The sequence below is a fragment of the Hymenobacter glacialis genome, from assembly GCF_001816165.1.
GTDB classification, from domain to species: Bacteria; Bacteroidota; Bacteroidia; order Cytophagales; family Hymenobacteraceae; genus Hymenobacter; species Hymenobacter glacialis.
In genome coordinates, this window is record NZ_MDZC01000090.1 from 90,876 (window position 1) to 113,985 (window position 23,110).

Below are 23,110 nucleotides of genomic sequence, written 5' to 3' on the forward strand. Positions count from 1 at the left end.
TTGCTCACGCAGCAGTGTTTCATTCTGGTTAACCTGACGTTATAGGCAAGCTTACCTGCTTTAGCGCCGCAGTTTTGTGCGATTACCCACCGGGGCCAGGTGTGCCGGGGCCTTGGTTGGCCCTGGCCGCAGGCCGAAGCCAAGGACCACTCGTGATGTGGTATCCCTAAACGTTACCTCCAGCACCGCCGGTGGCGGAGTAGTGGCTGAGTCGGAGGAGAAGGTGAACGCATAGAACAAGCGTGAAGAAGGGCCTGCCAGCCGCACGCCCAGCTTGTAGAGCTCTATGTGCTGCCCACGCCGCTGTCCGCTGCGCCACAAAGGCCGGGCAGCAACCTCGAAACGCTCCCGGGTCACGGCCCGCCGCACCTCCGGCGCTAGGCGCGTGTAGGCCGCAGCATAATCCCCGCGCAACACAAACCGGAGGAACTGCCGGGCCACCTGGGCCTGGCTGGCCTTGCGCGGCACCGGAGCTACCTGCGCCTGTCCCGCTCCAGCAACCAGTAGCCAGAGCAGCATCGCTACCCCAAATGCCGGCCCCCATGCCCACGCTGCCCGAAATGAGCAGTGGCCAGCTTCGGAAGCCGCCATCAGTGCGAATGCTTATCCATACGCTATTCCTCCGTGGCAGGCACCAGCACGAATACGTCTTCGCCGGGCCGCTTCATCAGGTACTTTTCCCGCGCAAACTTCTCCAGCAGGGCCGGCGAGCTCATCAGCTCGGCCCGCTCCCGTTTCACCACGTCAATATTGTCGAGGTAATACTGTTTCTCGTTGCGCAGCTCTTTCCACTTTTGGTAGATGTCGAACTGCTTGCTCAGGTCATTGGCATCAAACACCACCATCCACACCACGAAGCCCATGCCCGCAAGGAAGTAAAAGCTGCGGACCACGCGCAGCACAGGGCTAATAAAAGTCGGTAATTGCATCAGGGTAAAGGTAATACAAACGGCCAATTCTGCTGGTGCAAAATTGGCGTTTGGCTGTGCTGCTTTAGTTCAGATTACATCTTGCGGCCGGGGTAGTAGGCCACTTCGCCCAGCTCTTCTTCAATGCGGAGCAGCTGGTTGTATTTGGCCATCCGGTCCGAGCGCGAAGCCGAGCCGGTCTTAATCTGGCCGGTGTTCAGAGCCACGGCCAGGTCGGCAATCGTGCTGTCCTCCGTCTCACCCGAGCGGTGGCTCATGATGGATTTGTAGCCGTTGCGGCGGCCCAGGTTCACGGCTGCGATGGTTTCGGTCAGAGTACCAATCTGGTTTACCTTGATGAGAATGGCATTGGCGATGTTTTCATCGATACCGCGCTGCAACCGGTCTACGTTGGTCACGAACAAGTCGTCGCCCACCAACTGTATTTTGTTGCCCAGGCTCTCGGTGTGCAGCTTCCAGCCGGCCCAGTCGTCCTCGTCCATGCCATCCTCAATGCTGATGATGGGGTATTTGCTTACCCAATCGGCCCAATAGTCGGCCATTTGCGAAGAGGTCAGCTTATCGCCGGTGCTTTTCTTGAAGTGGTACATGCCATCCGAGTAGAATTCCGAAACAGCTGCATCCATGGCAATCATCACGTCCTCGCCGGGGCGGTAGCCGGCCACCTCAATGGCCTGCAGCACCACCTTAATGGCTTCTTCGTTCGATTTAATGTTCGGCGCGAAGCCGCCCTCATCGCCCACGTTGGTGCTCAGCCCCTGCTTCTTCAGCACCCCTTTCAGCGTGTGAAAAATCTCTGAGCCCCAGCGCATGGCCTCCGTGAACGACGAAGCGCCCACAGGCATAATCATGAACTCCTGGAAGTCAATCGAATTGTCGGCGTGCGAACCACCGTTGAGGATGTTCATCATGGGCACGGGCATGGTGGAAGCACCCACGCCGCCCACGTAGCGGTAAAGTGGCATGTTGGCATCCAACGCAGCGGCGCGGGCCGCCGCCAGGCTCACCCCCAGAATGGCATTGGCCCCCAGGTTAGCCTTGTTAGGCGTACCATCCATCTCCAGCATAATCTTGTCGAGCAACGACTGCTCGTATACCGAGAAACCCACCAATTCTTCAGCAATGCGGGAGTTGACGTTTTCCACGGCCTTCAGGACGCCCTTGCCCATGTACTGGGTGTTGTCCTCGTCGCGCATCTCCACGGCCTCGTGCTTGCCCGTGCTGGCACCAGAAGGCACTGCGGCCCGGCCCATCACGCCCGAATCAAGCGTTACATCCACTTCTACCGTGGGGTTGCCACGGGAATCAAAAATCTGGCGGGCGTGAATCTGCGAAATGAAGCTCATAGCGTCTCGGTTTTTAAATCAGGTTACGTTGCCACAAACCTACGGGAATCAACCGGCATAAGCACGGTTTTCCAGCACATTCATCTTAGTTCAAGCCAGCCCCAATTGGTAGTGCCGATAACCAACCCCATTAATTGGCTTTGTAAATGCGACGCAAAAAAAGGGGACACACCTCGCGGTGCGTCCCCTTTTTTTTACCAACAGGCGATGTTACTTAAGCGTCAGCCTTAGCTTCATCACGGCTCTCGCCATCTTTGACAGTTTCAGTAGCGGTATCAGCCGGTGCCGACTCCTCTACAATGGCAGCAGGAGCAACCGCTTCGCCTTTAATTTCGGTAGCCGAAGTAGCAGCTTCGTCGGTCGTAGCCTTCTTACCACCACGGCTGCGCGAGCGGCGGGTAGTAGTCGACTTCTCAGCAGCCGCCGATTTAGCCTCAAGCATGGTCTCGTTGAAGTCCACCAACTCAATGATGCACATCTCAGCGTTGTCACCCAGACGGGTATCGCTCAGCTTGATGATACGGGTATAACCACCGGGACGGGTAGCAATTTTGCTCGAAATATTACCGAACAACTCTTTGATGGACTCCTTGTCCTGCAATGAGGCGAACACCATACGACGCGAGTGCGTCGTGTCTTCCTTCGACTTGGTCAGCATCGGCTCCACGTACTTGCGCAGGGCTTTGGCTTTGGCAACCGTAGTCGTAATGCGCTTGTGCAGGATGAGCGACGAAGCCATGTTCGACAGCATCGCGTGACGGTGGGCGGTAGTCCGGCCCAGGTGGTTGATTTTTTTTCCGTGTCTCATTGGACGTTTGAAAAGATGTGCACTTGCGGGCGGCGACCACGGCGGGCCAAAATGGCCTCATTAGAACCGCTGCCCCTGGGGCGCACTGTGGGTAAAATGTGAGAAATGTATTCAAAAGAAATGTGGAGATGTGAAGCTGAAAACCGAGCATTAAAGCTCACATTTCCATACCATCACATCTCCACATTACAAACGCTAGTCTTCTTCGAGGCGGTACTTGCCTAGGTCCATGCCGAACTCCAGGCCACGCTCCTCAACGAGGTTTTCCAATTCAGTGAGGCTCTTCTTGCCGAAGTTGCGGAACTTCATCATGTCCGCAATTTCCAGCGTCACCAGTTCGCCCATCGTCTTAATGTCGGCTGCCTTCAGGCAGTTCTTAGCGCGTACGCTGAGCTCCATGTCCTCCAGAGGAGTCTTGAGCATCTTGCGCATCTGCATGGTTTCCTCATCAATCGGCTCGTCTTCGGTCACGCGAGGACCTTCGAGGGTCATCGTGTTATCCGAAAACAGCATGAAGTGCTGAATGAGAATATTGGCCGCACCTTTCAGTGCTTCCTCCGGGTGAATCGAGCCGTCCGTCTGAATCTCGATAAGGAGCTTCTCGTAGTCAGTCTTTTGCTCCACACGGGTATTTTCAATGCTGTACTTCACGTTTTTGATAGGCGTGTAGATAGCATCAATCGCAATCTGACCGAAAACCTGGTCAGCTGGCTTATTCTCATCGGCGGGCACATAACCACGGCCACGAGCAATGGTCAACTCAAACTCCAGCTCGGTGCTGGGGTCCAGGTGCGCAATCACATGGTCGGGGTTCAATACCTCGAAACCACTGGCAAACTTGCCAATGTCGCTGCCCGAGAAGGTCTCCTGACCTTTCACGCGCACCGTAATTTTATCAGCAATGGCGTCGCTGGTCTTCTTAAACCGGACCATTTTCAGGTTCAGGATGATTTCGGACATGTCCTCAATCACACCTTCGATGGTCGAAAACTCGTGCAACACGCTGTTCGTGCGAACCGACGTGATGGCGAAACCCTCCAGCGACGACAACAGAATGCGACGCAGCGCATTGCCGATGGTGACGCCGTAGCCCTTCTCGAGCGGCTTGAATTCAAACGTCCCGGTGAAGTCGTCGGATTTCTCCATCACCACTTTCTCCGGCATCTGAAAAGCTAAGATTGACATATGTGGGGCGTAAAAAATTTGAAAAAATGAGGTGAAGTATAAGCACAAGAGCGGCCCGACAAACTGCCGGGCCGCTACCAGTAGCGTTACTTACTTCGAATACAGTTCGACGATGAGCTGCTCGGTGATTTTCTCCGGAATCAGCTCACGGGCGGGAGCGTTGATGAACTTGCCGGCCATTTCCTTGCCGTCCCACTCCAACCAGGAAAACTGGCGCGAGTTGCGAACTGACAGGCTGGTAGCAATAGCTTCCAACGACTTCGACTTCTCGCGCACACCCACCACGTCGCCAGCCCGCAGGTGGTACGAAGGAATGTTCACAACTTCACCGTTCACAGTGATGTGCTTGTGACCCACGAGTTGGCGAGCTGCGCGACGCGTCGAGGCAATGCCCAGGCGGTACACGGCGTTGTCCAGACGAGCTTCCAACAGCGCGAGCAGGTTGTCACCGGTGATACCGGGGAGGGCTGCTGCTTTGTGGAACAGGTTTTCGAATTGCTTCTCCAACATGCCGTACATGTATTTCACCTTCTGCTTCTCCATCAGCTGGACGGCGTACTCCGACTGCTTCTTGCGCCGGCCGCGGCGTGCTGGCCCGGAGGATAAGCTTTCTTGTTGAGCGCTTTGTCGGGGCCGAAAATCGGCTCGTTGAAGCGACGGGCAATTTTTGAGGTAGGGCCGGTATAACGTGCCATCTTAATCTACTATCTGAAGTGAAAAACTAAACGCGACGACGCTTGGGAGGGCGGCAGCCGTTGTGGGGCAGCGGCGTTACGTCGCGGATGGTGGTCACCTCAATACCCACGTTACCGAGGGCGCGGATGGCCGACTCACGACCCGAACCCGGGCCTTTTACGAATACTTCGGCTTTGCGCATGCCCAAGTCGTGGGCTACTTTACCGCAGTCGCTCATCGCCATTTGGGCGGCGTAGGGCGTATTTTTCTTCGAACCACGGAAGCCCATTTTGCCGGCCGAAGCCCACGAAATAACTTGACCGTTGTTATTGGTAATGGAGATGATGATGTTGTTGAACGAGGCACGAATGTGTACCTGGCCCACCTGCTCCACCACGACAACGCGCTTCTTGGCTTTGTCTTTTCTTTTTTGTGCCATTTGGTTATCGCAAAAAATGCGGGAGGTGTTGGCGCTTGCCGCGCAAGTACATTACTCGCAGCCGCCAGCGCCGATTCCCGTGTGAGATTATTTAGTTGCCTTCTTTTTGCCGGCCACCGTCTTACGCTTGCCCTTACGGGTACGCGAGTTGTTCTTGGTACGCTGACCGCGAACTGGGAGACCTTTGCGGTGACGCAAGCCACGGTAGCAACCGATGTCCATCAAACGCTTGATGTTGGTGGTTACTTCCGAGCGCAGAACGCCTTCCGTCTTGTGCTCAGCAGCAATGATGGCGCGGATAGCACCCGACTCTTCGTCGGTCCAGTCCTTAACCTTCTTGTTGATGTCAACCCCAGCTTTAACTAGGATTTTCTGAGAATTGCTACGGCCAATGCCGAAGATGTAAGTCAGGGCGATTTCGCCGCGCTTGTTGTCCGGGATATCAACCCCTGCGATACGAGCCATTGTGTGTGGTTATGTGTTTGCGGACAGAAACCCGGCAACTGCTTGGAAGGCGGGAAGAAGGCTTTTAACCAGCTTCTCAGTACCCAAGGTTCCGGGATTCTAAAAATTAGGATTAACCCTGACGCTGCTTGAAGCGGGGGTTCTTCTTGTTGATGACGTAGAGCTTGCCATTACGGCGGACCAGTTTGCAGTCCACGCTACGCTTTTTCACCGAGGTTTTTACTTTCATGACCTGTGAAGGAAAACGGGTTTATTTATAACGATACTTAATCCGGCCCTTCGACAAGTCGTAGGGCGACATTTCCAGCTTAACCTTGTCGCCGGGCAGAATCTTGATGTAGTGCATCCGCATCTTACCCGAAATGTGGGCAATCAGCTGGTGGCCGTTTTCCAGTTCCACGCGGAACATGGCGTTGGAAAGGGCTTCGAGGATGGTACCGTCCTGCTCAATCGAGGCTTGTTTTGCCATAAGGGCTACTGCTGCAATGCTTTTTCTATGTACTCAAAGGAGGTGAGAATCTCCGCCTTATCTTTTCTAACAACAATTGTGTGCTCAAAGTGCGCCGAGGCCTTGCGGTCTTTGGTGCGAATAGTCCAGCCATCCGCTTCCTGCACCACATCCTTCTTGCCAAGGTTAACCATCGGCTCAATGGCCAACACCAACCCGGTTTGAAGGAGCGGCCCGGAACCCCGCTTGCCATAATTAGGCACTTCGGGCTTCTCGTGCAGCTTTGCACCCACACCGTGACCAACCAACTCCCGAACCACTCCGTAGCCCAAAGAGGCCACGTGGTTCTGAATAGCGTAGCTGATATCGCCAACGCGGTTGCCGCTCACGGCTTGTTCAATGCCTTTGTACAGCGACACTTTGGTTTCAGCCAATAGCGTCAGTATTTCGGGCGCCACCTCCCCTATTGGGTAAGTGTATGCACTATCTGAATGAAAACCATTCAGAAAAACCCCGCAGTCTACCGAAAGAATATCGCCACTTTGCAATGGCTCATCGGTAGCGAATCCGTGCACCACCACCGAGTTAGGCGAAAGGCACAGGCTGAAGGGAAACTTATTATAGCCTTTAAAAGAAGGTACTCCACCATGGTCTCGGATGAATTCCTCTGCGCGCTTATCAAGCTGTCGCGTCGTCACTCCTTCCTTAATCATACTCGCGACTTCGCCGTGAGTCTTAGCCAGCACAAGCGCGCTGGCACGAATGAGGTCAATCTCTTCTTCGGTTTTGTATTGAATGCTACCGCTTGCCATTGCTGGTTACGAGGCTACCGAAATGGGCTGGGCCGTGCGACCGCGCAGCTTGCCCGATTTCATCATGCCATCGTAATGCTGCATCAACAAGTAGCTCTGTACCTGATTCACAGTATCTAATACCACACCCACCATGATAATGAGGGACGTGCCACCGTAGAAAGCAGAGAATGGACGAGTTACCCCAAGCAACAAAGCAATAGCTGGGAAGATGGCAATCAACGCTAGTGCAACAGCACCAGGCAAAGTTATGCGGGTCAGGATTTCATCAAGATACTCCGAGGTATCGCGACCTGGCTTTACACCCGGCACAAAACCACCGCTACGCTTTAAGTCATCAGCAATCTGATTAGGATTGACGCTGATGGCCGTGTAGAAGTAAGTGAAGATGATGATGAGCAACGCAAAGGTAACATTGTACTGCCACGAGGTATAGTCAGAAAACTTCACACCGATGTAGGTAGCCAAATCACTCTGATTCTGCCAAACGGAAGCCACAATAGCAGGCACAAACATCAACGACTGAGCGAAGATGATGGGCATCACACCGGCAGCATTAACCTTGAGAGGAATAAACTGACGCTGAGCATCAAGTTGCGTGGTGCCACCTACTTGCTTAGCATACTGTACTGCAATGCGACGTACAGCTTGAGTCAAGACGATAACGGCCATAACTACAAGGAATAGAACCACCATTTCCAAGAGGAAAATGAGCGACTTATTTACTCCTTTAGCGGCTGCTTCACCGATAATAGCGCCAGGTAAACGGGACACGATGCCAATCATGATTAGCATCGAGATACCGTTGCCGATGCCTTTATCGGTAATTTTTTCGCCCAACCACATGCAAAACAAGGTACCAGCCGTCACGATAATCATTGACGATACCGTGAAGAAAGTACCCGGATTGATAATAGCATCCGCGTTGATAGTAGCGATGAAGCCAACCGACTGCGCCAACACAATTGGAATCGTGAGAATGCGCGTGTACTGGTTAATCTTCTTCCGACCTGACTCTCCTTCTTTCTGCAGTTTCTGAAAGTATGGTACGGCAATGGTCAACAGCTGAAGCACAATACTCGCCGAGATGTAGGGCATAATACCCAAAGCAAATATTGAAGCATTGCTGAAGGCACCGCCAAGCAACGTATCCAGGATGCCAAACAGACCTTCGGCACCGGTCTTCAGGCGCGTCGGGTCTACACCCGGCAACACCACGTAGGAACCGAGGCGGTAGATGGCAATGAAAAAAAGCGTATTGAGGATTCGCGTACGCAAATCCTCAATCGCAAAAATGTTTTTTATCGAAGTGATAAACTTATTCATTGCCGAAGGTAGGCTTTAAAGCGTTACGGCTTTGCCGCCGGCCTTCTCGATGGCTTCAACAGCCGACTTCGAGAACGCGTGAGCGTGCACTTCCAATGCCGTGGCTACTTCACCACGACCGAGGATTTTGATTTTGGCGTTCTTGGACACCAAGCCATTCGAGATGAAGTAAGCAGCATCCATAGTGGTAGCGCTGTTCTTCTCGAGCAGGGTAGCCAACACATCAAGATTGATGGCTTTGTACTCTACACGGTTGATGTTCGTGAAACCGAACTTAGGCACACGGCGCTGGAGGGGCATCTGGCCACCTTCAAAACCGGACTTGCGCTTGTAGCCCGAACGCGACTTGGCGCCTTTGTGACCACGGGTCGACGTGCCACCGCGCGTGGAGCCTTCGCCCCGGCCAATCCGCTTCTCGTTTTTAGTCGAGCCGTAGGCGGGCGATAGATTGCTGAGATTAAGCATGACGATATATAGTCTTACAGTTCGGTTACTTCTAGCAGGTGCTTCACGCTGTTCACCATGCCCATAACGGACGGGTTTACTTCGTGCTGCGCGGTGCTGTTCATTTTGTTCAGGCCCAGGGACTGAACGGTGCGCTTCTGACGCTCGGGGCGGTCAATTGCGCTGCGCACGAGCTTTACTTGAATTTGTGCCATGTCAATTAACCGTTAAAAACGCGGGCAAGAGAGATACCACGTGCCTGTGCAATTTGCAACGGGTCACGCATTTTGGCTAAGGCGGCAAAAGTAGCCTTCACCACGTTGTGGGGGTTCGACGAGCCTTTCGACTTCGCCAGCACGTCTTTGATACCAGCGCTCTCGAAAACAGCGCGCATGGCACCGCCGGCGATTACACCCGTACCAGCTGCAGCGGGCTGGATAAGCACGAAACCACCGCCGTAGCGGCCTTCCATGAGGTGAGGAACGGTGTGCTTGTACATCGGCACTTTCACCACGTTCTTCTTAGCGTCGTCAATGCCTTTGGCAATGGCATCGGTTACTTCGTTGGCTTTGCCAAGGCCGTAGCCTACGTTGCCGTTGCCGTCGCCTACTACCACGATGGCAGAGAAGCTGAAGCGGCGACCACCTTTCACCACCTTTGCTACGCGGTTGATGGCTACTACTTTTTCTTTGAAGTCAGAGTCAGCACCCATGCGGGAGTTGTCCTTGTTCCGGTCGCGGTCGTTGCTGCGCTGACGGTCTCCGCCAGGACGATTGTTGTCGCGTTCTTGAGCCATGATATTTTAGAAATTAAGGCCGCCTTCGCGGGCACCTTCAGCCAATGATTTTACGCGACCGTGGTAGAGGTAACCCGAGCGGTCGAACACCACTTTGGTGATGCCTTTCTCTTGGGCGACGGCGGCAATTTGCCGACCTACGGCAGCAGCCAGAGCTACACCGTTGCCACCCTCGGCGGTTACTTTTTTAGACGTAGCAGCAGCCAGCGTGCGGCCAGTGGTGTCGTCAATAATCTGAGCGTAAATGCCCGTATTGCTACGGAACACCGACAGCCGGGGCCGCTCGGAGGTGCCAGCCACCTTGGTGCGGATGATGCGCTGAATCCGCTTGCGGCGAGTTGCTTTATCAAAAGCCATGATGCGAATTTATTTAGAGGCCGTTTTACCAGCTTTGCGACGGATGATTTCGCCCACGAAACGTACACCTTTGCCTTTGTAAGGCTCGACTTTACGCAACGAACGAATTTTGGCGGCCACCTGGCCCAGCAACTGATTGTCGATGCTGTTAAGCGTAACAATCGGGTTCTTACCCTTTTCGGTAACAGCGGTAGCGGTTACTTCCTTTGGCAGAGAAATGAAGATGTTGTGCGAGTAGCCCAGGGCCAGCTCCAACGTAGTGCCGGCAAGCGAGGCTTTGTAACCCACACCCACCAGTTCAAGCTTCTTCTCGAAACCGTTGCTCACACCGAGCACCATGTTATTGATGAGCGAGCGGTACAGGCCGTGCATGGCCTTGTGACGCTTCTGCTCAGTGGGACGGGTTACCAAAAGGGAACCGTCTTCGATGGCAACGTTGATGTCGCGGTCCACTTGCGTGGTTAGCGTGCCCTTAGGGCCTTTCACCGTTACCACGTTGTCTTTCTCAACCGAGATAGCGACCCCAGCTGGGACGGAAATCGGGAGTTTACCAATACGTGACATAATTGAATTTGCTAAAGCGGTTCCGGACTAGTACACGTAGCACAGCACCTCGCCGCCCACGTTCTCGGTTTTGCACTCCTTCTCCGTCATCACACCTTTGGAGGTGGAGATAATGGCTACACCCAGGCCGCTCAGGACGCGGGGCAGGTTGTCGGAGGCCACATACTGACGCAAACCGGGCGTCGAAACGCGCTGCAGCTTGGTGATGGCGGGAGCCTTCGTGGTCGGGTTGTACTTCAGAGCAATCTTGATGATGCCCTGAACCGACGAATCATCAAAACGGTACGACTGGATGTACCCTTTATGGTACAACACTTTCGTGATTTCCTTTTTGATGTTGCTGGCCGGGATTTCTACCACCCGGTGATTCGCCTTGATGGCGTTGCGTACCCGGGTCAGGTAGTCGGCAATGGGGTCAGTGTTCATTATTCAGTAAATACGTCCGCTTTTTCGGAGCGCAAAGATAAGAAAATTTCGCCGGGCACCCAACGGGACCAACGAAACTTCGGTTAAGACTACTTGGCACGTCCGGCGACGATACGGCCAATGGTTTCTTTTGGCAACCTGCCAAATGGTTTTGAGGCAAGCCTCAGGTTTTGGGAGTGCAAAGGTAGCAGGCTTACAGGGCTTTTGCAAGGACATTGTAGAAAATGTCCGCCAAAGTGCCCCAGCCAATGACAAATTCGGAACCGCCCTTCGGTGCTAAGCCCGCTCCAAATACTTAAATATGGCCATAACGTCCTCGTCCCCGAAAGATGCTTCGGCTTGTTGGAATGTCTTGTTCACAACCTCTGCCAAGGGCGTGGCCGAACCCTCGGCGGCAGCTAAGCGCAAATCTTTAGCCAGCAGCTTCAGCGCAAATGCCGCATCATAGTTGTTATTGAGTATTACCTGCCCTTTGGTGTTGATGAACACGCTGGCCAACGCACTATTTTGAATAAGGGTGAGCAAGTCTGAAGTATTAATGCCGCGTTGTTGGGCAAAGAGTACTGCTTCAGCTAGGCCCTGCGCCTGAAACCCGAGTAGCGTGTTCATAGCCAGTTTGGCAGTATTGCCAGCACCGGCTTCTCCCAGGTGCAGTGCGAGCTTACCAATTTTCTCTAATATCGGCTTAGCACGTTCAAATGCGGTTTCTTTCCCTCCAACCATAATGGCCAACTGCCCTGTCTCAGCCTGCTTCACGCTGCCCGACACGGGCGCGTCGAGGTACTCGTGCTTGTGCTCCTGGCATAATGTGGCCATCTCGCGGCTTATACCTGGTGAAACCGTACTCATGTTCACAATCAACTTACTGGTAGCGGGTGACTGAAGCAGCCCTTGCTCACCAGTGAACAGGTCCCTGATTGCCTGGTCGTCGGATACCATCAGGAAAACTACTTCCGCTACCTGCAACATTGCAGCAGGAGATTCAGCGCTATTGGCTCCCTCTGCCAATATTAGCGCCTCTTTTTCCTTGTGCCTATTGTAGACAGTGACAGGGTAGCCGGCGGTTAGCAATTGACGCACCATTGGCACGCCCATATTGCCCAAACCAATCCAACCTATTGTGGTATTAAAATTCATAATTTTCAGGAGTGACATAGTGAGTCTTGCATTACCTCTTAGTGCATTGATTTATTGACTATAAGCTGGCTAAATAGTCTTGAGTCCGTTTGCACAATCATTTTAATTAGCCACCCTAAGGTGGCAACCTAGATTATGTAGCTTCCGATCAAGCATAAAAAAAGCCTCTGATTGATCAGAGGCTTTTTTATCTGTCCTAAACTGGATACTACCAGCTCGACTTGGTCACACCGGGAATCTTCCCGGCCAGAGCCATTTCGCGGAAACGCACGCGGCTGATGCCAAACTTGCGCATGTAGCCGCGGGGGCGGCCGTCAATCATGTCGCGGTTGTGCAGGCGCACGGGCGAAGCGTTTTTGGGCAGCTTGTCGAGACCTTCGTAGTCGCCGGCAGCTTTCAGAGCCTTGCGCTTCTCAGCGTAGCGGGCCACGGTGGCAATGCGCTTGCGCTCCCGTGCTTTGATGGATTCTTTAGCCATAAGAGGTAGGGATTAAGCGTCTTTTTTAGCGTTGGCGAAAGGCATACCGAAAGCCTTGAGCAGCTCGTAGCTCTGCTCGTCATTCTCGGCGCTGGTCACAAACGTGATATCCATGCCCGAGATGCTTTTGATTTTGTCAATCGAAATTTCAGGGAAGATGATTTGCTCCTTCACGCCGAGCGTGTAGTTGCCACGACCATCGAAGCCTTTATCGTTGATGCCTTTGAAGTCACGTACGCGGGGCAGGGCTACCGTCAGAAGACGGTCCATGAACTCGTACATTTTTTCACCACGCAGCGTCACTTTGGCGCCGATAGGCATGCCTTCGCGAAGCTTGAAGTTAGAAACCGACTTTTTGGCAATCGTTGCAATGGCTTTCTGACCGGTAATGGTCGTCAGCTCTTCCACACCGTTGTCAACCAACTTCTTGTCAGCAACTGCGGCACCGATGCCACGGTTGATGCAGATTTTGGTGACTTTGGGTACCTGCATGATGCTCTTGAACTGGAATTTCTCCTGGAGCGCGGGTACGATGTCTTTTTTATAAATGTCTTTGAGACGGGCCATGATGCAGGGGGCTGTTACGCCGTTTTCTTGGCAGTGGCACGCTTAGCCTTAGCAGGAGCAGCAGCCGGGGCTGCGTCAGCTGCGGCACCTTTGCGCACACGCTCACCAGTGGTGGGGTTGATAGCCTGCACGTTGCTCACGTGCATGGGCGCCTCCATCTTGGTGATGCCGCCCTGGGGCGATTTGGCGCTCGGCTTGTTGTGTTTCGTTACCAGGTTCAACCCCTCAACGGTTACGCGCTGGGTTACCCGGTTTACCGACACGATTTTGCCGGTCTTGCCCTTTTCGTCGCCTGCAATCACCTTCACGGTATCGCCCGACTTTACGTGCAGTTGCACGGGGTCTGCTTTCTTGATAGCCATGGCTTAGAGTACTTCGGGGGCTAGGGATACGATTTTCATGAACTGACGCTCACGCAGCTCACGGGCCACTGGGCCGAAGATGCGCGTGCCGCGAGGCTCGTCGTTGTTGTTAAGCAACACAGCAGCGTTGTCGTCGAAGCGGATGTACGAACCGTCCTTGCGGCGCACTTCTTTCTTTACGCGAACTACTACGGCTTTGCTTACGGTGCCTTTCTTAGCGTTGCCCGAAGGGATAGCCGATTTGATGGCTACCACAATCTTGTCGCCAACGCTGGCATATTTCTTGCCCGTGCCACCCAAAACGCGGATGCAGAGGACTTCCTTGGCGCCGCTGTTGTCGGCCACCGTCAGGCGGGATTCTTGCTGTATCATCGAATTAGATTATTTAGCGCGTTCAATAATTTCCACCAGGCGCCACCGCTTGGTTTTGCTCAGCGGACGGGTGCTCATGATGAGAACCGTATCGCCTTCGCCGCACTCGTTGTTCTCGTCGTGGGCGTGGAATTTCGTGGTCTTGGTCACGAACTTGCCGTACATGGGGTGCTTTTGCTTCTGCACCACAGCCACGGTGATGGACTTATCCATCTTGTTGCTCGTCACCTTGCCGGTGATTTCCTTGCGCATGTTGCGCGAGGCTTCATCAGCAGCGGTTTGGTCTTGGGTTGTTACGTCGGTTGCCATCGGAATTAAGCGGGGTTAGAGGCCTGCTCGTTGTTCCGACGAGTCTGCTCGGTGAGCAAGCGGGCGACGTTTTTACGGTTGGCCTTGAGGCGGGCGGGGTTTTCGAGGGGCGAAATCGCATGAGCGAAACGCAACTGCTGGCCCGAAGCCTGCTCAGTGGTAAGTTGCTCTTTCAGCGCTTCAGCGGAAAGGCCTTTGAGGTCGGTCTTGTTTTTCATCTTAGGCGGCGTCGGTGTAATCGCGGCGAACCACGAATGAAGTACGAACCGGCAGCTTCTGAGCCGCGAGACGCAGCGATTCTTTGGCTACTTCCAGCGATACGCCGTCCGACTCGAACATGATTTGACCCGGCTTCACACAGGCTACCCAATACTCGGGCGAACCTTTACCTTTACCCATACGCACTTCAGCAGGCTTTTTGGTAATTGGTTTGTCGGGGAAAATGCGAATCCATACTTGCCCTTCGCGTTTCATGGCGCGGGTCATGGCAATACGGGCAGCCTCAATTTGGCGAGCCGTAATCCAAGAAACCTCCAGCGACTTGATAGCGAACGAACCGAAGTCTATGGAGCTGCCGCGGTAGGCGAGGCCTGTTACGCGACCCTTTTGCATCTTGCGATACTTGGTCCTTTTCGGTTGTAACATTTGATTTTAATAAAAGAAAGTGTTCTATAAGAGAGAGGGGCGAACAGCCGAACATTTCGCTTCGTTCACCAAAGAGGCAAACGAAGCGAAATGACTTGACTCTGTTCTAGCGACGTGGGCCGCGAGCAGCACCACCGGCAGCTCCGCCACCTTGGGCGGGGCCGTTGCGACGGGGACCGGCGTTGTCGCCTGCGCCACGGGGGGCACGGTCGCCAGCACCACGACCAGCACCGCCATCACGACGCGGGCCACGGTCGCCATCACGACGCTCGCCACGAGGGCCACGGTCGTCACGACGTCCACCGGCATCGCCACCTGGGTTGGTGAGCTGCTGGTTAGGCGAGAGGTCGGGCTTGCCGAACACCTCACCACGCATAACCCATACCTTAATGCCGATTTTGCCATACACGGTCTGAGCTTCCGACAAAGCGTAATCGATATCGGCGCGCAACGTGTGCAGCGGGGTACGACCTTCTTTGTACTGCTCCGAACGGGCAATTTCAGCACCGCCGAGACGGCCACCGCATTGAATCTTGATGCCTTCGGCACCAACACGCATTGCAGCCTGAATCGACATCTTCATGGCGCGACGGAAGGAGATACGAGCAGCCAGCTGCTGGGCGATGCTCTCGCCTACCAGTTTGGCATCCAACTCCGGACGCTTAATTTCAAAGATATTGATTTGAACGTCTTTGCTGGTGATTTGCTTCAGCTCGTCCTTAATCTTATCAACCTCCTGGCCGCCTTTACCGATTACCACACCCGGACGAGCCGTGTTGATGGTGATGGTGATGCGCTTCAGGGTGCGCTCAATCACAATGCGGCTGATGCCGCCTTTCTGAATGCGAGCGTTGATGTACTTGCGGATTTTTTCGTCCTCCACCAATTTCTCGGCGAAGTCCTTGCCGCCGTACCAGTTCGAGTCCCAGCCTTTAATAACTCCCAAGCGGAAGCCAACTGGATTTACTTTCTGTCCCATATTAAATTAGGATTTGGCGTCGGCCTTAGGTTTTTCGGTAGTACCAACTTGCTTCGCGTGCTCGGTGGTATCCTTTTTGAGCTTCTCCACTTTCGTGTCGATTTTCAGCGTTACGTGGTTGCTGCGCTTGCGAATGCGGTGGCCACGGCCCTGGGGGGCGGGGCGCAGGCGCTTCAGCTGGCGTCCTTCGTCCACGAAGATTTCGCTGATGTAGAGGTTTGCGTCCTCAATCCGCTCTTCTTCGTTGTGCTGCTGCCAGTTGGCCAAGGCCGAAAGGAGCAGTTTCTCAATCTTCTCGGCGCCGATATTGGCTTCGAAGCGCAACAGGCCGAGGGCCTGGGTCACTTTCTTGCCGCGCACGAGGTCGGCCACCAGTCGCATCTTACGAGGCGAGGTCGGCACATTGCGGAGTTTTGCTACTGCTTCCATCTTAGCGCTTGCCTTTATCTTTTTTGGCGACGTGACCACGGAAGTTACGCGTTGGGGCAAATTCGCCCAACTTGTGTCCTACCATGTTCTCGGTCACATACACCGGGATGAACTTATTGCCGTTGTGAACAGCGAACGTGTGGCCAACGAAATCCGGGGAAATCATCGAGCGGCGCGACCAGGTCTTTACCACCGATTTCTTACCCGCCGTTTCGAGTGCCGAGACTTTCTTTTCCAGCCGGAAGTCAATGTACGGCCCTTTTTTGAGTGAACGTGCCATATATTACTTCTTGCCTTTGCGGCTCACAATCAGGTTCTCCGAATACTTGTTCTTGTTACGGGTCTTCTGGCCCTTAGCCAAAATACCGTTGCGGCTCCGTGGGTGACCACCCGACGACTTGCCTTCACCACCACCCATGGGGTGGTCGACAGGGTTCATGGCTACACCACGAACGCGAGGACGACGACCAGCCCACCGGTTACGGCCAGCCTTACCCATCCGGGTGTTCATGTGGTCACCATTCGAAACGGTACCAACCGTAGCCATGCAGGTCACGAGGACCATGCGCATTTCGCCGGAAGGCAATTTCAACGTGGCGTAACGCTCTTCGCGGGCTACGATTTGGGCGTAGGTACCGGCCGAGCGAGCCATGGCCGCGCCCTGACCGGGCTGCAACTCAATGTTGTGAAGAATGGTACCGAGGGGAATCTCGCGCAGAGGCAAGGTATTGCCCACTTCGGGAGCCGAACCGGTACCCGATACAACCTTCGTACCCACGGTCATGCCGGCGGGTGCGATGATGTAACGCTTCTCGCCGTCAGCGTAGCTGAGCAGGGCGATGCGGGCGGTGCGGTTGGGGTCGTACTCAATGGTCTTCACCGTGGCGGGCACACCGGCCTTGTCACGCTTGAAGTCCACGATACGGTACTGGGTTTTATGACCACCGCCGATGTAGCGGTTGGACATTTTACCGGAGGAGTTCCGGCCACCCGATTTGGGGAGGGAAGTCATCAAAGACTTCTCCGGCGTCGACGTTGTAATCTCGTCGAACATCGGCGCAACGCGGTGGCGTTGCCCTGGAGTTGTTGGTCTGAGTTTTTTAAGTGCCATTACTAGCTAGTTGTGCTTTTGCGGCGGAAGAATTGAGGCGAAGCCTAGAGGTTGCTATAGAAGTCGATTACGTCGCCTTCTTTCACAGTAACAATGGCTTTTTTGCCGTGGGCACGACGACCGGAAACCTGGCCGCCTTTGGTGCCTTTCGACTTCATTTTGCCAATGGTGCGCATCGTGTTGATGTCGGTTACCGTCACGCCGTACAGCGATTCGATGTCCTTTTTGATTTGCACTTTGTTGGCGGTGCGCTCCACTTCAAAAGTGTAGCGACCTTTCTCGTTCAGGCCGGTGGCCTTTTCGGTAACGATGGGGCGTTTCAGCGTGCTCATTATTCGGCGGTGCTATAGAGTTGAACCAACGAAGCCATGCCGTCTTCCGAAATCAGGAGCGTATCCGTGTTCAGCAGGTCGTGCGTGTTGAGGCCGATTGGCGTCGACACTTTCACTTTCTGCAGGTTGCGGGCGCTAAGGATAACGTTCTTGTTTACCTCACCGGTAACCAGCATGGTCTTCTTGCCATTGTTCAGCTTGAGGCCGTCCATAATGGCGACGAAGTCCTTGGTGCGGGGAGCTTCCATGGCAATGTTCTCCACGATGGAGATTTTGCCATCTTTCGCCAGGCTCGACAGAGCCGAGAGACGCGCTACACGCTTGGTCTTCTTATTGAGCTTGAAGTGGTAGTCGCGGGGCTGAGGACCGAACATCCGGCCACCACCTACGAACACACCCGACTTCATGCTACCAGCACGGGCACCGCCCGTACCTTTTTGCTTCTTCAGCTTCTTGGTGGTGCCGTGCACCTCGTTGCGCTGCTTGGACTTGTGCGTGCCCTGGCGCTGATTGGCCAGGTACTGCTTCACATCCAGGTACATCACGTGCTCGTTTACTTCGAGACCGAAGATGGCGTCAGACAAGGTCACCTTGCGGCCGGTGTCTTCGCCTTTGAGGCTATATACTGCGAGTTCCATCGTATAGTCTATTTCTCGATTACCACGTAAGAATTCTTAGCACCGGGAATCGAGCCGCTCACCAGAATCAGGTTCTTGTCGCCTACTACGCGCATCACCTTCAGGTTCTGCACTTTCACGCGGTCGTTGCCCATCCGGCCACCCATGCGCATTCCTTTGAATACACGCGAAGGCCAGGAGCAAGCACCAATCGAACCGGGGTGACGCAGGCGGTTGTGCTGACCGTGGGTCTGGCCACCAACACCCTGGAAGTTGTAACGCTTTACAACACCCTGGAAACCCTTGCCTTTGGAAGTGCCTACTACGTCTACAAACTCGCCTTCCTCGAAGAGGGTAGCGTCGATGGTAGCGCCAGCGGCGTAGGTCGATTCAGCGTCGAGGCGGAATTCAACCAATTTTTTCTTGGGGGTAGTACCAGCTTTAGCGAAGTGACCAACCAAAGCTTTGGTGGTGTTCTTGGCTTTTTTCTCGCCGTACCCAATTTGAATGGCGGTGTAACCGTCATTCGCGATAGTCTTAACCTGCGTCACTACGCACGGACCCGCTTCAATGAGCGTGCAGGGAATGTTTTTCCCATCCGGAGTGAAGAGGCTTGTCATACCGATTTTCTTACCGATGATGCCAGGCATTCTGTTAATGATTAAATGACACAAAAAGAAAACGACCGAGTGCCGTTTTCGCTAAGGGAGTGCAAAGATAGGAAAAAAGGCTTGGGAATCACAACGACGGCTAGAAATATTTTCTGGGTGAGGCTGTTAGCTCAGCCCAACCAGCGTTCTGCCTTTCCGTTTCATCCCGGTAGGCACACCATCACGCGGGACGCCAGCAGGCGTCATCCTCTTCATGTGGAAGTGAGCCTTGCAGGGCCAGCATGATGAAAAACACGACGAAGGCTAAGCCAATCTGTGTCTCTAATGTGTACTCAACCAAAAATGATAATGCAACGCTTACATACTGCGCCAGCAGCAACGGCGCGTGTTTACCCCAAGCCCACCACGCTGGGTAAAACATGCCAATCAGGAAAACAACCAGGCCAAGTTCTCCATAAGCGGCCAGGTTATACAAATATTGGTTGTGCGGCAGGATGTAGTATTTTGACCCTATTTCAGGATACAAAATGGCATAGTGCTTCGCCATCTCGTCCTTTAAATCGGGCTTGCCTACACCCATCGCCTTGTTGTTATTCCACACGGCCAAGGCAGCCCGATACGAATACACGCGCGCCGCAATGGAATAGGTCCTGCCCTCTCGCGCAGATTCCTGCTGGACTTTACTCACGTCCTGCTGGGTGTTCTCAACCTTGTTGTTGAAGGTGGGGAACACCACATAGCTAATTGCAGGCAACAGGACCAATACTGCAGCCAATGCAACGGCCTGCTTCCACATCCTCTTCTTCCAAACCAACCATACTACTGCCAAGCTGCCCAAGGCATAGAACGTCATTTGCCCACTTCGTACCGCCAGCAGGTGCAGGAATATTATTAGAAATGCAGTTGTCGCAATCACCCAAAAACGCCAGGCTTTCTTCACTGCGCCGTGAACCAACAACAGTACCCCGGCCGCAACCGCCATTGTGATAATTAAGCTGAATCGAATGTGGTCCGGCTCTGTAGGCATCACCTTTGAGTGGAGATACATTTCGTTTATAGCACGGAAATGCAGGATGTAATTAATGGTGGCTCCTGCTGCTGCTATTACTGTTGCGCCAATAAGTAACAACCACAGCCGTCGCAGATAACGGCCAGGCAAAGCAGGAAGCAGCCAGAAGCCCAGGATGAGGGCTAGGAATGGAAGTTGCAGCACTAAGTCTTCCCGGTAAGAGTCCATATTGGCCGCAGTGGTATTGAACCCCTGAAGAAGGTGTAGTAGGAACACCAAAGCGCCACTGCCAAACAGCGGCCAATAAGACCAATGAGCGACGCGCCGGTACGTGATGCTGTATACGATGCCCGTTGCGGCAATGCCTGCCATCCCAATGCTTGGCAGAACGCGAACCCAACCAGCAACGAAAATGCCGACGATGACACAAGCGGAGAAGATAAACGCAGCTTGGTGCAAGCGGACAAGTGTGAACACTGATTGCATGAAGGCAGAGTAGTAGCGCTGCAAGTTCCAAAGAAAAAGCCCCACCGCGACGAATCACAGTGGGGCTTTTCTCAATTAATACTGAAATCGAATCCTCAGACTTTGATTTCTACGTCAACGCCGCTGGGCAATTCCAGCTTCATCAGGGCATCAACGGTCTTCGACGAAGTCGAGAAGATGTCCACGAGGCGCTTGTAGGTGCAAAGCTGGAACTGCTCCCGGCTCTTCTTGTTCACGTGGGGCGAGCGCAACACGGTGAATTTCTCCTTTTGGGTCGGCAAAGGAATCGGGCCGCTTACGATGGCACCGGTGGCCTTCACAGCTTTCACGATTTTCTCGGCCGACTTGTCTACGAGGTTGTGGTCGTAGGACTTCAGCTTAATGCGAATTTTCTGGTTCATTGGGGGTTTTGGTCCGATTGACCAAGTTAGTGACCGGTATTATTTACTTCCTTTTACTTTGGCAATGATGGCATCGGCCATGTTGCTTGGCACCTGCTCGTAGTGCGAGAACGTGAGCGAAGCCGAAGCCCGACCCGACGAAATCGTACGGAGTGCAGTTACGTAGCCGAACAGCTCCGACAGGGGCACGTCGGCTTTAATGAGCTGGGCACCGCCTTTGGTGTCCATGCCTTTCATCAGACCACGACGACGGTTCAAGTCACCGGTTACGGGACCCGTGTACTCGTCGGGGCACACCACTTCGACGCTCATGATGGGCTCGAGCAATTTCGGGCCAGCCTGGCGGGCAGCTTCGCGGAAACCACCACGGGCAGCGAGTTCAAACGACAGGGCGTCCGAGTCAACGTCGTGGAAGGAACCATGGTACAAGCGCACTTTCATGCCCTCGATTGGGAAGCCGGCCAGCGGACCTTGCTTCATCGCTTCTTCAAAACCCTTCTGGATTGGCTGGATGAATTCGCGAGGAATTACGCCGCCCACAATGGCGTTGTCGAACTCGAAGCCGGGCTTTTCCGGGTCGGTCTCTTTCGGACCGAGTTCAAACACGATGTCGCCGAATTTACCGCGGCCACCGGTCTGCTTCTTGTAGGTTTCGCGGTGGTCGACCTTCTTGGTGAGAATCTCCTTGTAGGCCACCATTGGGGCACCCTGGTTGATTTCCACTTTGAATTCGCGACGCATGCGGTCGATGATGATTTCCAAGTGCAGCTCGCCCATGCCGCGCAATACCGTCTGACCGGTCTCGGGGTCGGTGTGAACTTTCAGCGTGGGGTCTTCCTCGATGAGCTTGGCGATGGCCATGCCCATTTTGTCAACGTCAGCCTGCGTCTTTGGCTCAATGGCATAGCCGATTACCGGCTCAGGGAAGCTCATCGACTCGAGGACGATGGGGTTCTTCTCTTCGCTCAGCGTATCGCCAGTGCGGATATCCTTGAAACCAACGCCAGCAGCAATGTCGCCCGCCTGAATTTTGTCAATAGGGTTCTGCTTGTTGGAGTGCATCTGCATGAGGCGCGAGATACGCTCCTTCTTGCCGGTGCGGTTGTTGAGTACGTACGAGCCAGCGTCCAGCACGCCGCTGTAGCAGCGGAAGAAGCAAAGACGGCCTACGAACGGGTCGGTAGCAATCTTAAACGCCAGAGCGGTGAAAGGCTCCGAGTTGTCTGGGTGACGCTCGATTTCCGCGCCGGTATCGGGGTGGGTACCGATGATAGCGGGCATGTCAAGAGGCGAGGGCAGGTAAGCCATAACGGCATCCAGCATGGTCTGCACCCCCTTGTTTTTGAAGGCCGAGCCGCACAACACGGGCGAGAACTTCATGTCGATTACCGCCTGGCGGATAACGACCATCATTTCCTCGCGGGTGATGGAGTCGGGGTTCTCGAAGAATTTCTCCAGCAACGCATCGTCATACTCAGCTACGCTCTCAACGAGCTTCTGGCGCCATTCAGCTACCGTCTCCACCAAATCCTCGGGAACGGGGATTTCGCTGTACGACTTGCCTTCAGTAGCATCATCCCATACAATGGCTTTGCCGGTCAGCAAGTCCACTGCGCCACGGAACGTGTCTTCAGCACCAATCGGAATCTGCAGAGGCACGGGGTTAGCACCGAGCTTCTCTTTGATTTCGGTTACGGCTTTGAAGAAGTCAGCGCCGGCACGGTCCATCTTATTGACGAAGCAGATGCGGGGCACGTTGTACTTGTCAGCCTGACGCCATACAGTCTCCGACTGAGGCTCAACACCCGACACGGCACAGAACAGGGCCACAGCACCGTCCAATACGCGCAGCGAGCGCTCCACTTCCACCGTAAAGTCTACGTGACCGGGGGTGTCGATGAGATTGATTTTGTATTGCTTGGTATCGGCAATCGGGTCACCCTTGGTATCGGTAGGGTAGTTCCAGAAGGTAGTCGTGGCAGCCGAGGTAATCGTGATGCCGCGCTCCTGCTCCTGCTCCATCCAGTCCATCGTGGCGGCACCATCGTGCACTTCTCCGATTTTGTGGGTTTTACCGGTGTAATACAGAATACGCTCCGACGTCGTGGTCTTACCGGCGTCGATGTGCGCCATAATCCCGATGTTGCGGAGGTAGTAAAGGTCTTTGTTAACGGCCATGATTTGGGTTTGGGTCTTAGGGACTAGGGGTCTTAGGGTCTTGGGCTGTTCAACGGTTATACTCGTC

The 23,110-nt window shown here is 54.1% G+C and carries 35 protein-coding genes and 1 pseudogene; all 36 read right to left on the reverse strand.

Features of this window, described 5'->3' with window-relative positions:
* Positions 1-60: 60 nt before the first annotated feature.
* Positions 61-519: a hypothetical protein gene (locus BEN48_RS14100; protein WP_070735562.1), complete on the reverse strand. Its 459-nt coding sequence runs from the start codon at positions 517-519 to the stop codon at positions 61-63.
* A 95-nt stretch (positions 520-614) separates the two neighbouring features.
* Positions 615-929 carry an FtsB family cell division protein gene (locus BEN48_RS14105; protein ID WP_070735563.1) on the reverse strand — a complete coding sequence of 105 codons (315 nt, stop codon included), beginning with the start codon at positions 927-929 and terminating at the stop codon, positions 615-617.
* A gap of 74 nt (positions 930-1,003) precedes the next feature.
* Positions 1,004-2,275 carry a phosphopyruvate hydratase gene (eno, locus tag BEN48_RS14110; RefSeq protein ID WP_070735564.1) on the reverse strand — a complete coding sequence of 424 codons (1,272 nt, stop codon included), beginning with the start codon at positions 2,273-2,275 and terminating at the stop codon, positions 1,004-1,006.
* A gap of 214 nt (positions 2,276-2,489) precedes the next feature.
* The gene (rplQ, locus tag BEN48_RS14115) at positions 2,490-3,083 is read right to left on the reverse strand and encodes a 50S ribosomal protein L17 (RefSeq protein ID WP_070735565.1); all 594 of its coding nucleotides are present in this window, start codon (positions 3,081-3,083) and stop codon (positions 2,490-2,492) included.
* A gap of 195 nt (positions 3,084-3,278) precedes the next feature.
* Positions 3,279-4,268, reverse strand: a complete 990-nt coding sequence (locus BEN48_RS14120; protein WP_070735566.1) for a DNA-directed RNA polymerase subunit alpha — start codon at positions 4,266-4,268, stop codon at positions 3,279-3,281.
* 90 nt (positions 4,269-4,358) lie between these two features.
* A pseudogene (gene rpsD, locus BEN48_RS14125) lies at positions 4,359-4,963 on the reverse strand (30S ribosomal protein S4).
* Positions 4,964-4,989: 26 nt separating this feature from the next.
* Positions 4,990-5,382, reverse strand: a complete 393-nt coding sequence (gene rpsK / locus BEN48_RS14130) for a 30S ribosomal protein S11 (RefSeq protein WP_035567868.1) — start codon at positions 5,380-5,382, stop codon at positions 4,990-4,992.
* Between the two features lie 87 nt (positions 5,383-5,469).
* Complete coding sequence (rpsM, locus tag BEN48_RS14135; RefSeq protein ID WP_046246596.1) at positions 5,470-5,847, reverse strand: 30S ribosomal protein S13; 378 nt, start codon at positions 5,845-5,847, stop codon at positions 5,470-5,472.
* 112 nt (positions 5,848-5,959) lie between these two features.
* A complete protein-coding gene (gene rpmJ, locus BEN48_RS14140; protein ID WP_046246595.1) occupies positions 5,960-6,076 on the reverse strand; it encodes a 50S ribosomal protein L36 in 117 nt (38 codons plus the stop codon).
* 21 nt (positions 6,077-6,097) lie between these two features.
* Entirely contained in the window at positions 6,098-6,316 is a 219-nt protein-coding gene (gene infA, locus BEN48_RS14145) for a translation initiation factor IF-1 (protein ID WP_035567874.1), read from the reverse strand.
* A 5-nt stretch (positions 6,317-6,321) separates the two neighbouring features.
* On the reverse strand, positions 6,322-7,107 hold the full coding sequence (gene map, locus BEN48_RS14150; RefSeq protein WP_070735567.1) for a type I methionyl aminopeptidase: 786 nt from the start codon (positions 7,105-7,107) through the stop codon (positions 6,322-6,324).
* Positions 7,108-7,113: 6 nt separating this feature from the next.
* Positions 7,114-8,433, reverse strand: coding sequence for a preprotein translocase subunit SecY (gene secY / locus BEN48_RS14155; RefSeq protein WP_070735568.1), 1,320 nt, complete (start codon positions 8,431-8,433; stop codon positions 7,114-7,116).
* A 15-nt stretch (positions 8,434-8,448) separates the two neighbouring features.
* The gene (gene rplO, locus BEN48_RS14160) at positions 8,449-8,898 is read right to left on the reverse strand and encodes a 50S ribosomal protein L15 (RefSeq protein ID WP_070735569.1); all 450 of its coding nucleotides are present in this window, start codon (positions 8,896-8,898) and stop codon (positions 8,449-8,451) included.
* A 14-nt stretch (positions 8,899-8,912) separates the two neighbouring features.
* Positions 8,913-9,092 carry a 50S ribosomal protein L30 gene (gene rpmD, locus BEN48_RS14165; protein WP_070727286.1) on the reverse strand — a complete coding sequence of 60 codons (180 nt, stop codon included), beginning with the start codon at positions 9,090-9,092 and terminating at the stop codon, positions 8,913-8,915.
* A 5-nt stretch (positions 9,093-9,097) separates the two neighbouring features.
* Positions 9,098-9,589, reverse strand: coding sequence for a 30S ribosomal protein S5 (gene rpsE, locus BEN48_RS14170; protein WP_035567955.1), 492 nt, complete (start codon positions 9,587-9,589; stop codon positions 9,098-9,100).
* A gap of 90 nt (positions 9,590-9,679) precedes the next feature.
* A complete protein-coding gene (gene rplR / locus BEN48_RS14175; protein WP_070727284.1) occupies positions 9,680-10,030 on the reverse strand; it encodes a 50S ribosomal protein L18 in 351 nt (116 codons plus the stop codon).
* A gap of 9 nt (positions 10,031-10,039) precedes the next feature.
* Positions 10,040-10,594: a 50S ribosomal protein L6 gene (gene rplF, locus BEN48_RS14180; RefSeq protein WP_070735570.1), complete on the reverse strand. Its 555-nt coding sequence runs from the start codon at positions 10,592-10,594 to the stop codon at positions 10,040-10,042.
* A gap of 27 nt (positions 10,595-10,621) precedes the next feature.
* A complete protein-coding gene (rpsH, locus tag BEN48_RS14185) occupies positions 10,622-11,020 on the reverse strand; it encodes a 30S ribosomal protein S8 (protein ID WP_070727280.1) in 399 nt (132 codons plus the stop codon).
* A gap of 276 nt (positions 11,021-11,296) precedes the next feature.
* Entirely contained in the window at positions 11,297-12,157 is an 861-nt protein-coding gene (locus BEN48_RS14190) for an NAD(P)-dependent oxidoreductase (RefSeq protein WP_070735633.1), read from the reverse strand.
* Between the two features lie 208 nt (positions 12,158-12,365).
* Positions 12,366-12,635 (reverse strand): 30S ribosomal protein S14, encoded by a 270-nt coding sequence (rpsN, locus tag BEN48_RS14195; RefSeq protein ID WP_035567891.1) that lies wholly within the window; start codon positions 12,633-12,635, stop codon positions 12,366-12,368.
* A gap of 12 nt (positions 12,636-12,647) precedes the next feature.
* On the reverse strand, positions 12,648-13,202 hold the full coding sequence (rplE, locus tag BEN48_RS14200) for a 50S ribosomal protein L5 (protein WP_070735571.1): 555 nt from the start codon (positions 13,200-13,202) through the stop codon (positions 12,648-12,650).
* Between the two features lie 14 nt (positions 13,203-13,216).
* A complete protein-coding gene (rplX, locus tag BEN48_RS14205; RefSeq protein WP_083321080.1) occupies positions 13,217-13,564 on the reverse strand; it encodes a 50S ribosomal protein L24 in 348 nt (115 codons plus the stop codon).
* A gap of 3 nt (positions 13,565-13,567) precedes the next feature.
* A complete protein-coding gene (gene rplN / locus BEN48_RS14210; RefSeq protein WP_035567895.1) occupies positions 13,568-13,936 on the reverse strand; it encodes a 50S ribosomal protein L14 in 369 nt (122 codons plus the stop codon).
* A 9-nt stretch (positions 13,937-13,945) separates the two neighbouring features.
* On the reverse strand, positions 13,946-14,245 hold the full coding sequence (rpsQ, locus tag BEN48_RS14215; RefSeq protein WP_070735572.1) for a 30S ribosomal protein S17: 300 nt from the start codon (positions 14,243-14,245) through the stop codon (positions 13,946-13,948).
* Between the two features lie 5 nt (positions 14,246-14,250).
* Positions 14,251-14,463 carry a 50S ribosomal protein L29 gene (rpmC, locus tag BEN48_RS14220; RefSeq protein ID WP_070735573.1) on the reverse strand — a complete coding sequence of 71 codons (213 nt, stop codon included), beginning with the start codon at positions 14,461-14,463 and terminating at the stop codon, positions 14,251-14,253.
* 1 nt (position 14,464) lies between these two features.
* Positions 14,465-14,890: a 50S ribosomal protein L16 gene (rplP, locus tag BEN48_RS14225; protein ID WP_035567899.1), complete on the reverse strand. Its 426-nt coding sequence runs from the start codon at positions 14,888-14,890 to the stop codon at positions 14,465-14,467.
* A gap of 106 nt (positions 14,891-14,996) precedes the next feature.
* Positions 14,997-15,869 carry a 30S ribosomal protein S3 gene (rpsC, locus tag BEN48_RS14230; protein WP_070735574.1) on the reverse strand — a complete coding sequence of 291 codons (873 nt, stop codon included), beginning with the start codon at positions 15,867-15,869 and terminating at the stop codon, positions 14,997-14,999.
* A gap of 6 nt (positions 15,870-15,875) precedes the next feature.
* Positions 15,876-16,298 (reverse strand): 50S ribosomal protein L22, encoded by a 423-nt coding sequence (gene rplV, locus BEN48_RS14235; RefSeq protein ID WP_070735575.1) that lies wholly within the window; start codon positions 16,296-16,298, stop codon positions 15,876-15,878.
* Position 16,299: 1 nt separating this feature from the next.
* Entirely contained in the window at positions 16,300-16,578 is a 279-nt protein-coding gene (gene rpsS, locus BEN48_RS14240; RefSeq protein WP_070727268.1) for a 30S ribosomal protein S19, read from the reverse strand.
* Positions 16,579-16,581: 3 nt separating this feature from the next.
* Positions 16,582-17,409 (reverse strand): 50S ribosomal protein L2, encoded by an 828-nt coding sequence (rplB, locus tag BEN48_RS14245; protein WP_070735576.1) that lies wholly within the window; start codon positions 17,407-17,409, stop codon positions 16,582-16,584.
* Positions 17,410-17,453: 44 nt separating this feature from the next.
* Positions 17,454-17,741 (reverse strand): 50S ribosomal protein L23, encoded by a 288-nt coding sequence (gene rplW, locus BEN48_RS14250; RefSeq protein ID WP_070735577.1) that lies wholly within the window; start codon positions 17,739-17,741, stop codon positions 17,454-17,456.
* On the reverse strand, positions 17,741-18,379 hold the full coding sequence (gene rplD, locus BEN48_RS14255; protein ID WP_070735578.1) for a 50S ribosomal protein L4: 639 nt from the start codon (positions 18,377-18,379) through the stop codon (positions 17,741-17,743). Before rplD ends, rplW begins: the two co-directional genes overlap by 1 nt.
* 8 nt (positions 18,380-18,387) lie before the next feature.
* Entirely contained in the window at positions 18,388-19,008 is a 621-nt protein-coding gene (rplC, locus tag BEN48_RS14260) for a 50S ribosomal protein L3 (protein ID WP_068191721.1), read from the reverse strand.
* A gap of 181 nt (positions 19,009-19,189) precedes the next feature.
* A complete protein-coding gene (locus BEN48_RS14265; protein WP_070735579.1) occupies positions 19,190-20,488 on the reverse strand; it encodes an O-antigen ligase family protein in 1,299 nt (432 codons plus the stop codon).
* A 71-nt stretch (positions 20,489-20,559) separates the two neighbouring features.
* Positions 20,560-20,865: a 30S ribosomal protein S10 gene (rpsJ, locus tag BEN48_RS14270; RefSeq protein ID WP_035567915.1), complete on the reverse strand. Its 306-nt coding sequence runs from the start codon at positions 20,863-20,865 to the stop codon at positions 20,560-20,562.
* 39 nt (positions 20,866-20,904) lie between these two features.
* Complete coding sequence (fusA, locus tag BEN48_RS14275; protein WP_070735580.1) at positions 20,905-23,043, reverse strand: elongation factor G; 2,139 nt, start codon at positions 23,041-23,043, stop codon at positions 20,905-20,907.
* Positions 23,044-23,110: the final 67 nt, after the last annotated feature.

Excerpts from the sequence above, each read along its gene's own strand:
- BEN48_RS14100 (WP_070735562.1), bottom strand. The coding sequence starts at position 519 with ATGCTGCTCTGGCTACTGGTTGCTGGAGCGGGACAGGCGCAGGTAGCT.
- BEN48_RS14105 (WP_070735563.1), bottom strand. The coding sequence starts at position 929 with ATGCAATTACCGACTTTTATTAGCCCTGTGCTGCGCGTGGTCCGCAGC.
- eno (WP_070735564.1), bottom strand. The coding sequence starts at position 2,275 with ATGAGCTTCATTTCGCAGATTCACGCCCGCCAGATTTTTGATTCCCGT.
- rplQ (WP_070735565.1), bottom strand. The coding sequence starts at position 3,083 with ATGAGACACGGAAAAAAAATCAACCACCTGGGCCGGACTACCGCCCAC.
- BEN48_RS14120 (WP_070735566.1), bottom strand. The coding sequence starts at position 4,268 with ATGTCAATCTTAGCTTTTCAGATGCCGGAGAAAGTGGTGATGGAGAAA.
- rpsK (WP_035567868.1), bottom strand. The coding sequence starts at position 5,382 with ATGGCACAAAAAAGAAAAGACAAAGCCAAGAAGCGCGTTGTCGTGGTG.
- rpsM (WP_046246596.1), bottom strand. The coding sequence starts at position 5,847 with ATGGCTCGTATCGCAGGGGTTGATATCCCGGACAACAAGCGCGGCGAA.
- rpmJ (WP_046246595.1), bottom strand. The coding sequence starts at position 6,076 with ATGAAAGTAAAAACCTCGGTGAAAAAGCGTAGCGTGGACTGCAAACTG.
- infA (WP_035567874.1), bottom strand. The coding sequence starts at position 6,316 with ATGGCAAAACAAGCCTCGATTGAGCAGGACGGTACCATCCTCGAAGCC.
- map (WP_070735567.1), bottom strand. The coding sequence starts at position 7,107 with ATGGCAAGCGGTAGCATTCAATACAAAACCGAAGAAGAGATTGACCTC.
- secY (WP_070735568.1), bottom strand. The coding sequence starts at position 8,433 with ATGAATAAGTTTATCACTTCGATAAAAAACATTTTTGCGATTGAGGAT.
- rplO (WP_070735569.1), bottom strand. The coding sequence starts at position 8,898 with ATGCTTAATCTCAGCAATCTATCGCCCGCCTACGGCTCGACTAAAAAC.
- rpmD (WP_070727286.1), bottom strand. The coding sequence starts at position 9,092 with ATGGCACAAATTCAAGTAAAGCTCGTGCGCAGCGCAATTGACCGCCCC.
- rpsE (WP_035567955.1), bottom strand. The coding sequence starts at position 9,589 with ATGGGTGCTGACTCTGACTTCAAAGAAAAAGTAGTAGCCATCAACCGC.
- rplR (WP_070727284.1), bottom strand. The coding sequence starts at position 10,030 with ATGGCTTTTGATAAAGCAACTCGCCGCAAGCGGATTCAGCGCATCATC.
- rplF (WP_070735570.1), bottom strand. The coding sequence starts at position 10,594 with ATGTCACGTATTGGTAAACTCCCGATTTCCGTCCCAGCTGGGGTCGCT.
- rpsH (WP_070727280.1), bottom strand. The coding sequence starts at position 11,020 with ATGAACACTGACCCCATTGCCGACTACCTGACCCGGGTACGCAACGCC.
- BEN48_RS14190 (WP_070735633.1), bottom strand. The coding sequence starts at position 12,157 with ATGAATTTTAATACCACAATAGGTTGGATTGGTTTGGGCAATATGGGC.
- rpsN (WP_035567891.1), bottom strand. The coding sequence starts at position 12,635 with ATGGCTAAAGAATCCATCAAAGCACGGGAGCGCAAGCGCATTGCCACC.
- rplE (WP_070735571.1), bottom strand. The coding sequence starts at position 13,202 with ATGGCCCGTCTCAAAGACATTTATAAAAAAGACATCGTACCCGCGCTC.
- rplX (WP_083321080.1), bottom strand. The coding sequence starts at position 13,564 with ATGGCTATCAAGAAAGCAGACCCCGTGCAACTGCACGTAAAGTCGGGC.
- rplN (WP_035567895.1), bottom strand. The coding sequence starts at position 13,936 with ATGATACAGCAAGAATCCCGCCTGACGGTGGCCGACAACAGCGGCGCC.
- rpsQ (WP_070735572.1), bottom strand. The coding sequence starts at position 14,245 with ATGGCAACCGACGTAACAACCCAAGACCAAACCGCTGCTGATGAAGCC.
- rpmC (WP_070735573.1), bottom strand. The coding sequence starts at position 14,463 with ATGAAAAACAAGACCGACCTCAAAGGCCTTTCCGCTGAAGCGCTGAAA.
- rplP (WP_035567899.1), bottom strand. The coding sequence starts at position 14,890 with ATGTTACAACCGAAAAGGACCAAGTATCGCAAGATGCAAAAGGGTCGC.
- rpsC (WP_070735574.1), bottom strand. The coding sequence starts at position 15,869 with ATGGGACAGAAAGTAAATCCAGTTGGCTTCCGCTTGGGAGTTATTAAA.
- rplV (WP_070735575.1), bottom strand. The coding sequence starts at position 16,298 with ATGGAAGCAGTAGCAAAACTCCGCAATGTGCCGACCTCGCCTCGTAAG.
- rpsS (WP_070727268.1), bottom strand. The coding sequence starts at position 16,578 with ATGGCACGTTCACTCAAAAAAGGGCCGTACATTGACTTCCGGCTGGAA.
- rplB (WP_070735576.1), bottom strand. The coding sequence starts at position 17,409 with ATGGCACTTAAAAAACTCAGACCAACAACTCCAGGGCAACGCCACCGC.
- rplW (WP_070735577.1), bottom strand. The coding sequence starts at position 17,741 with ATGAGCACGCTGAAACGCCCCATCGTTACCGAAAAGGCCACCGGCCTG.
- rplD (WP_070735578.1), bottom strand. The coding sequence starts at position 18,379 with ATGGAACTCGCAGTATATAGCCTCAAAGGCGAAGACACCGGCCGCAAG.
- rplC (WP_068191721.1), bottom strand. The coding sequence starts at position 19,008 with ATGCCTGGCATCATCGGTAAGAAAATCGGTATGACAAGCCTCTTCACT.
- rpsJ (WP_035567915.1), bottom strand. The coding sequence starts at position 20,865 with ATGAACCAGAAAATTCGCATTAAGCTGAAGTCCTACGACCACAACCTC.
- fusA (WP_070735580.1), bottom strand. The coding sequence starts at position 23,043 with ATGGCCGTTAACAAAGACCTTTACTACCTCCGCAACATCGGGATTATG.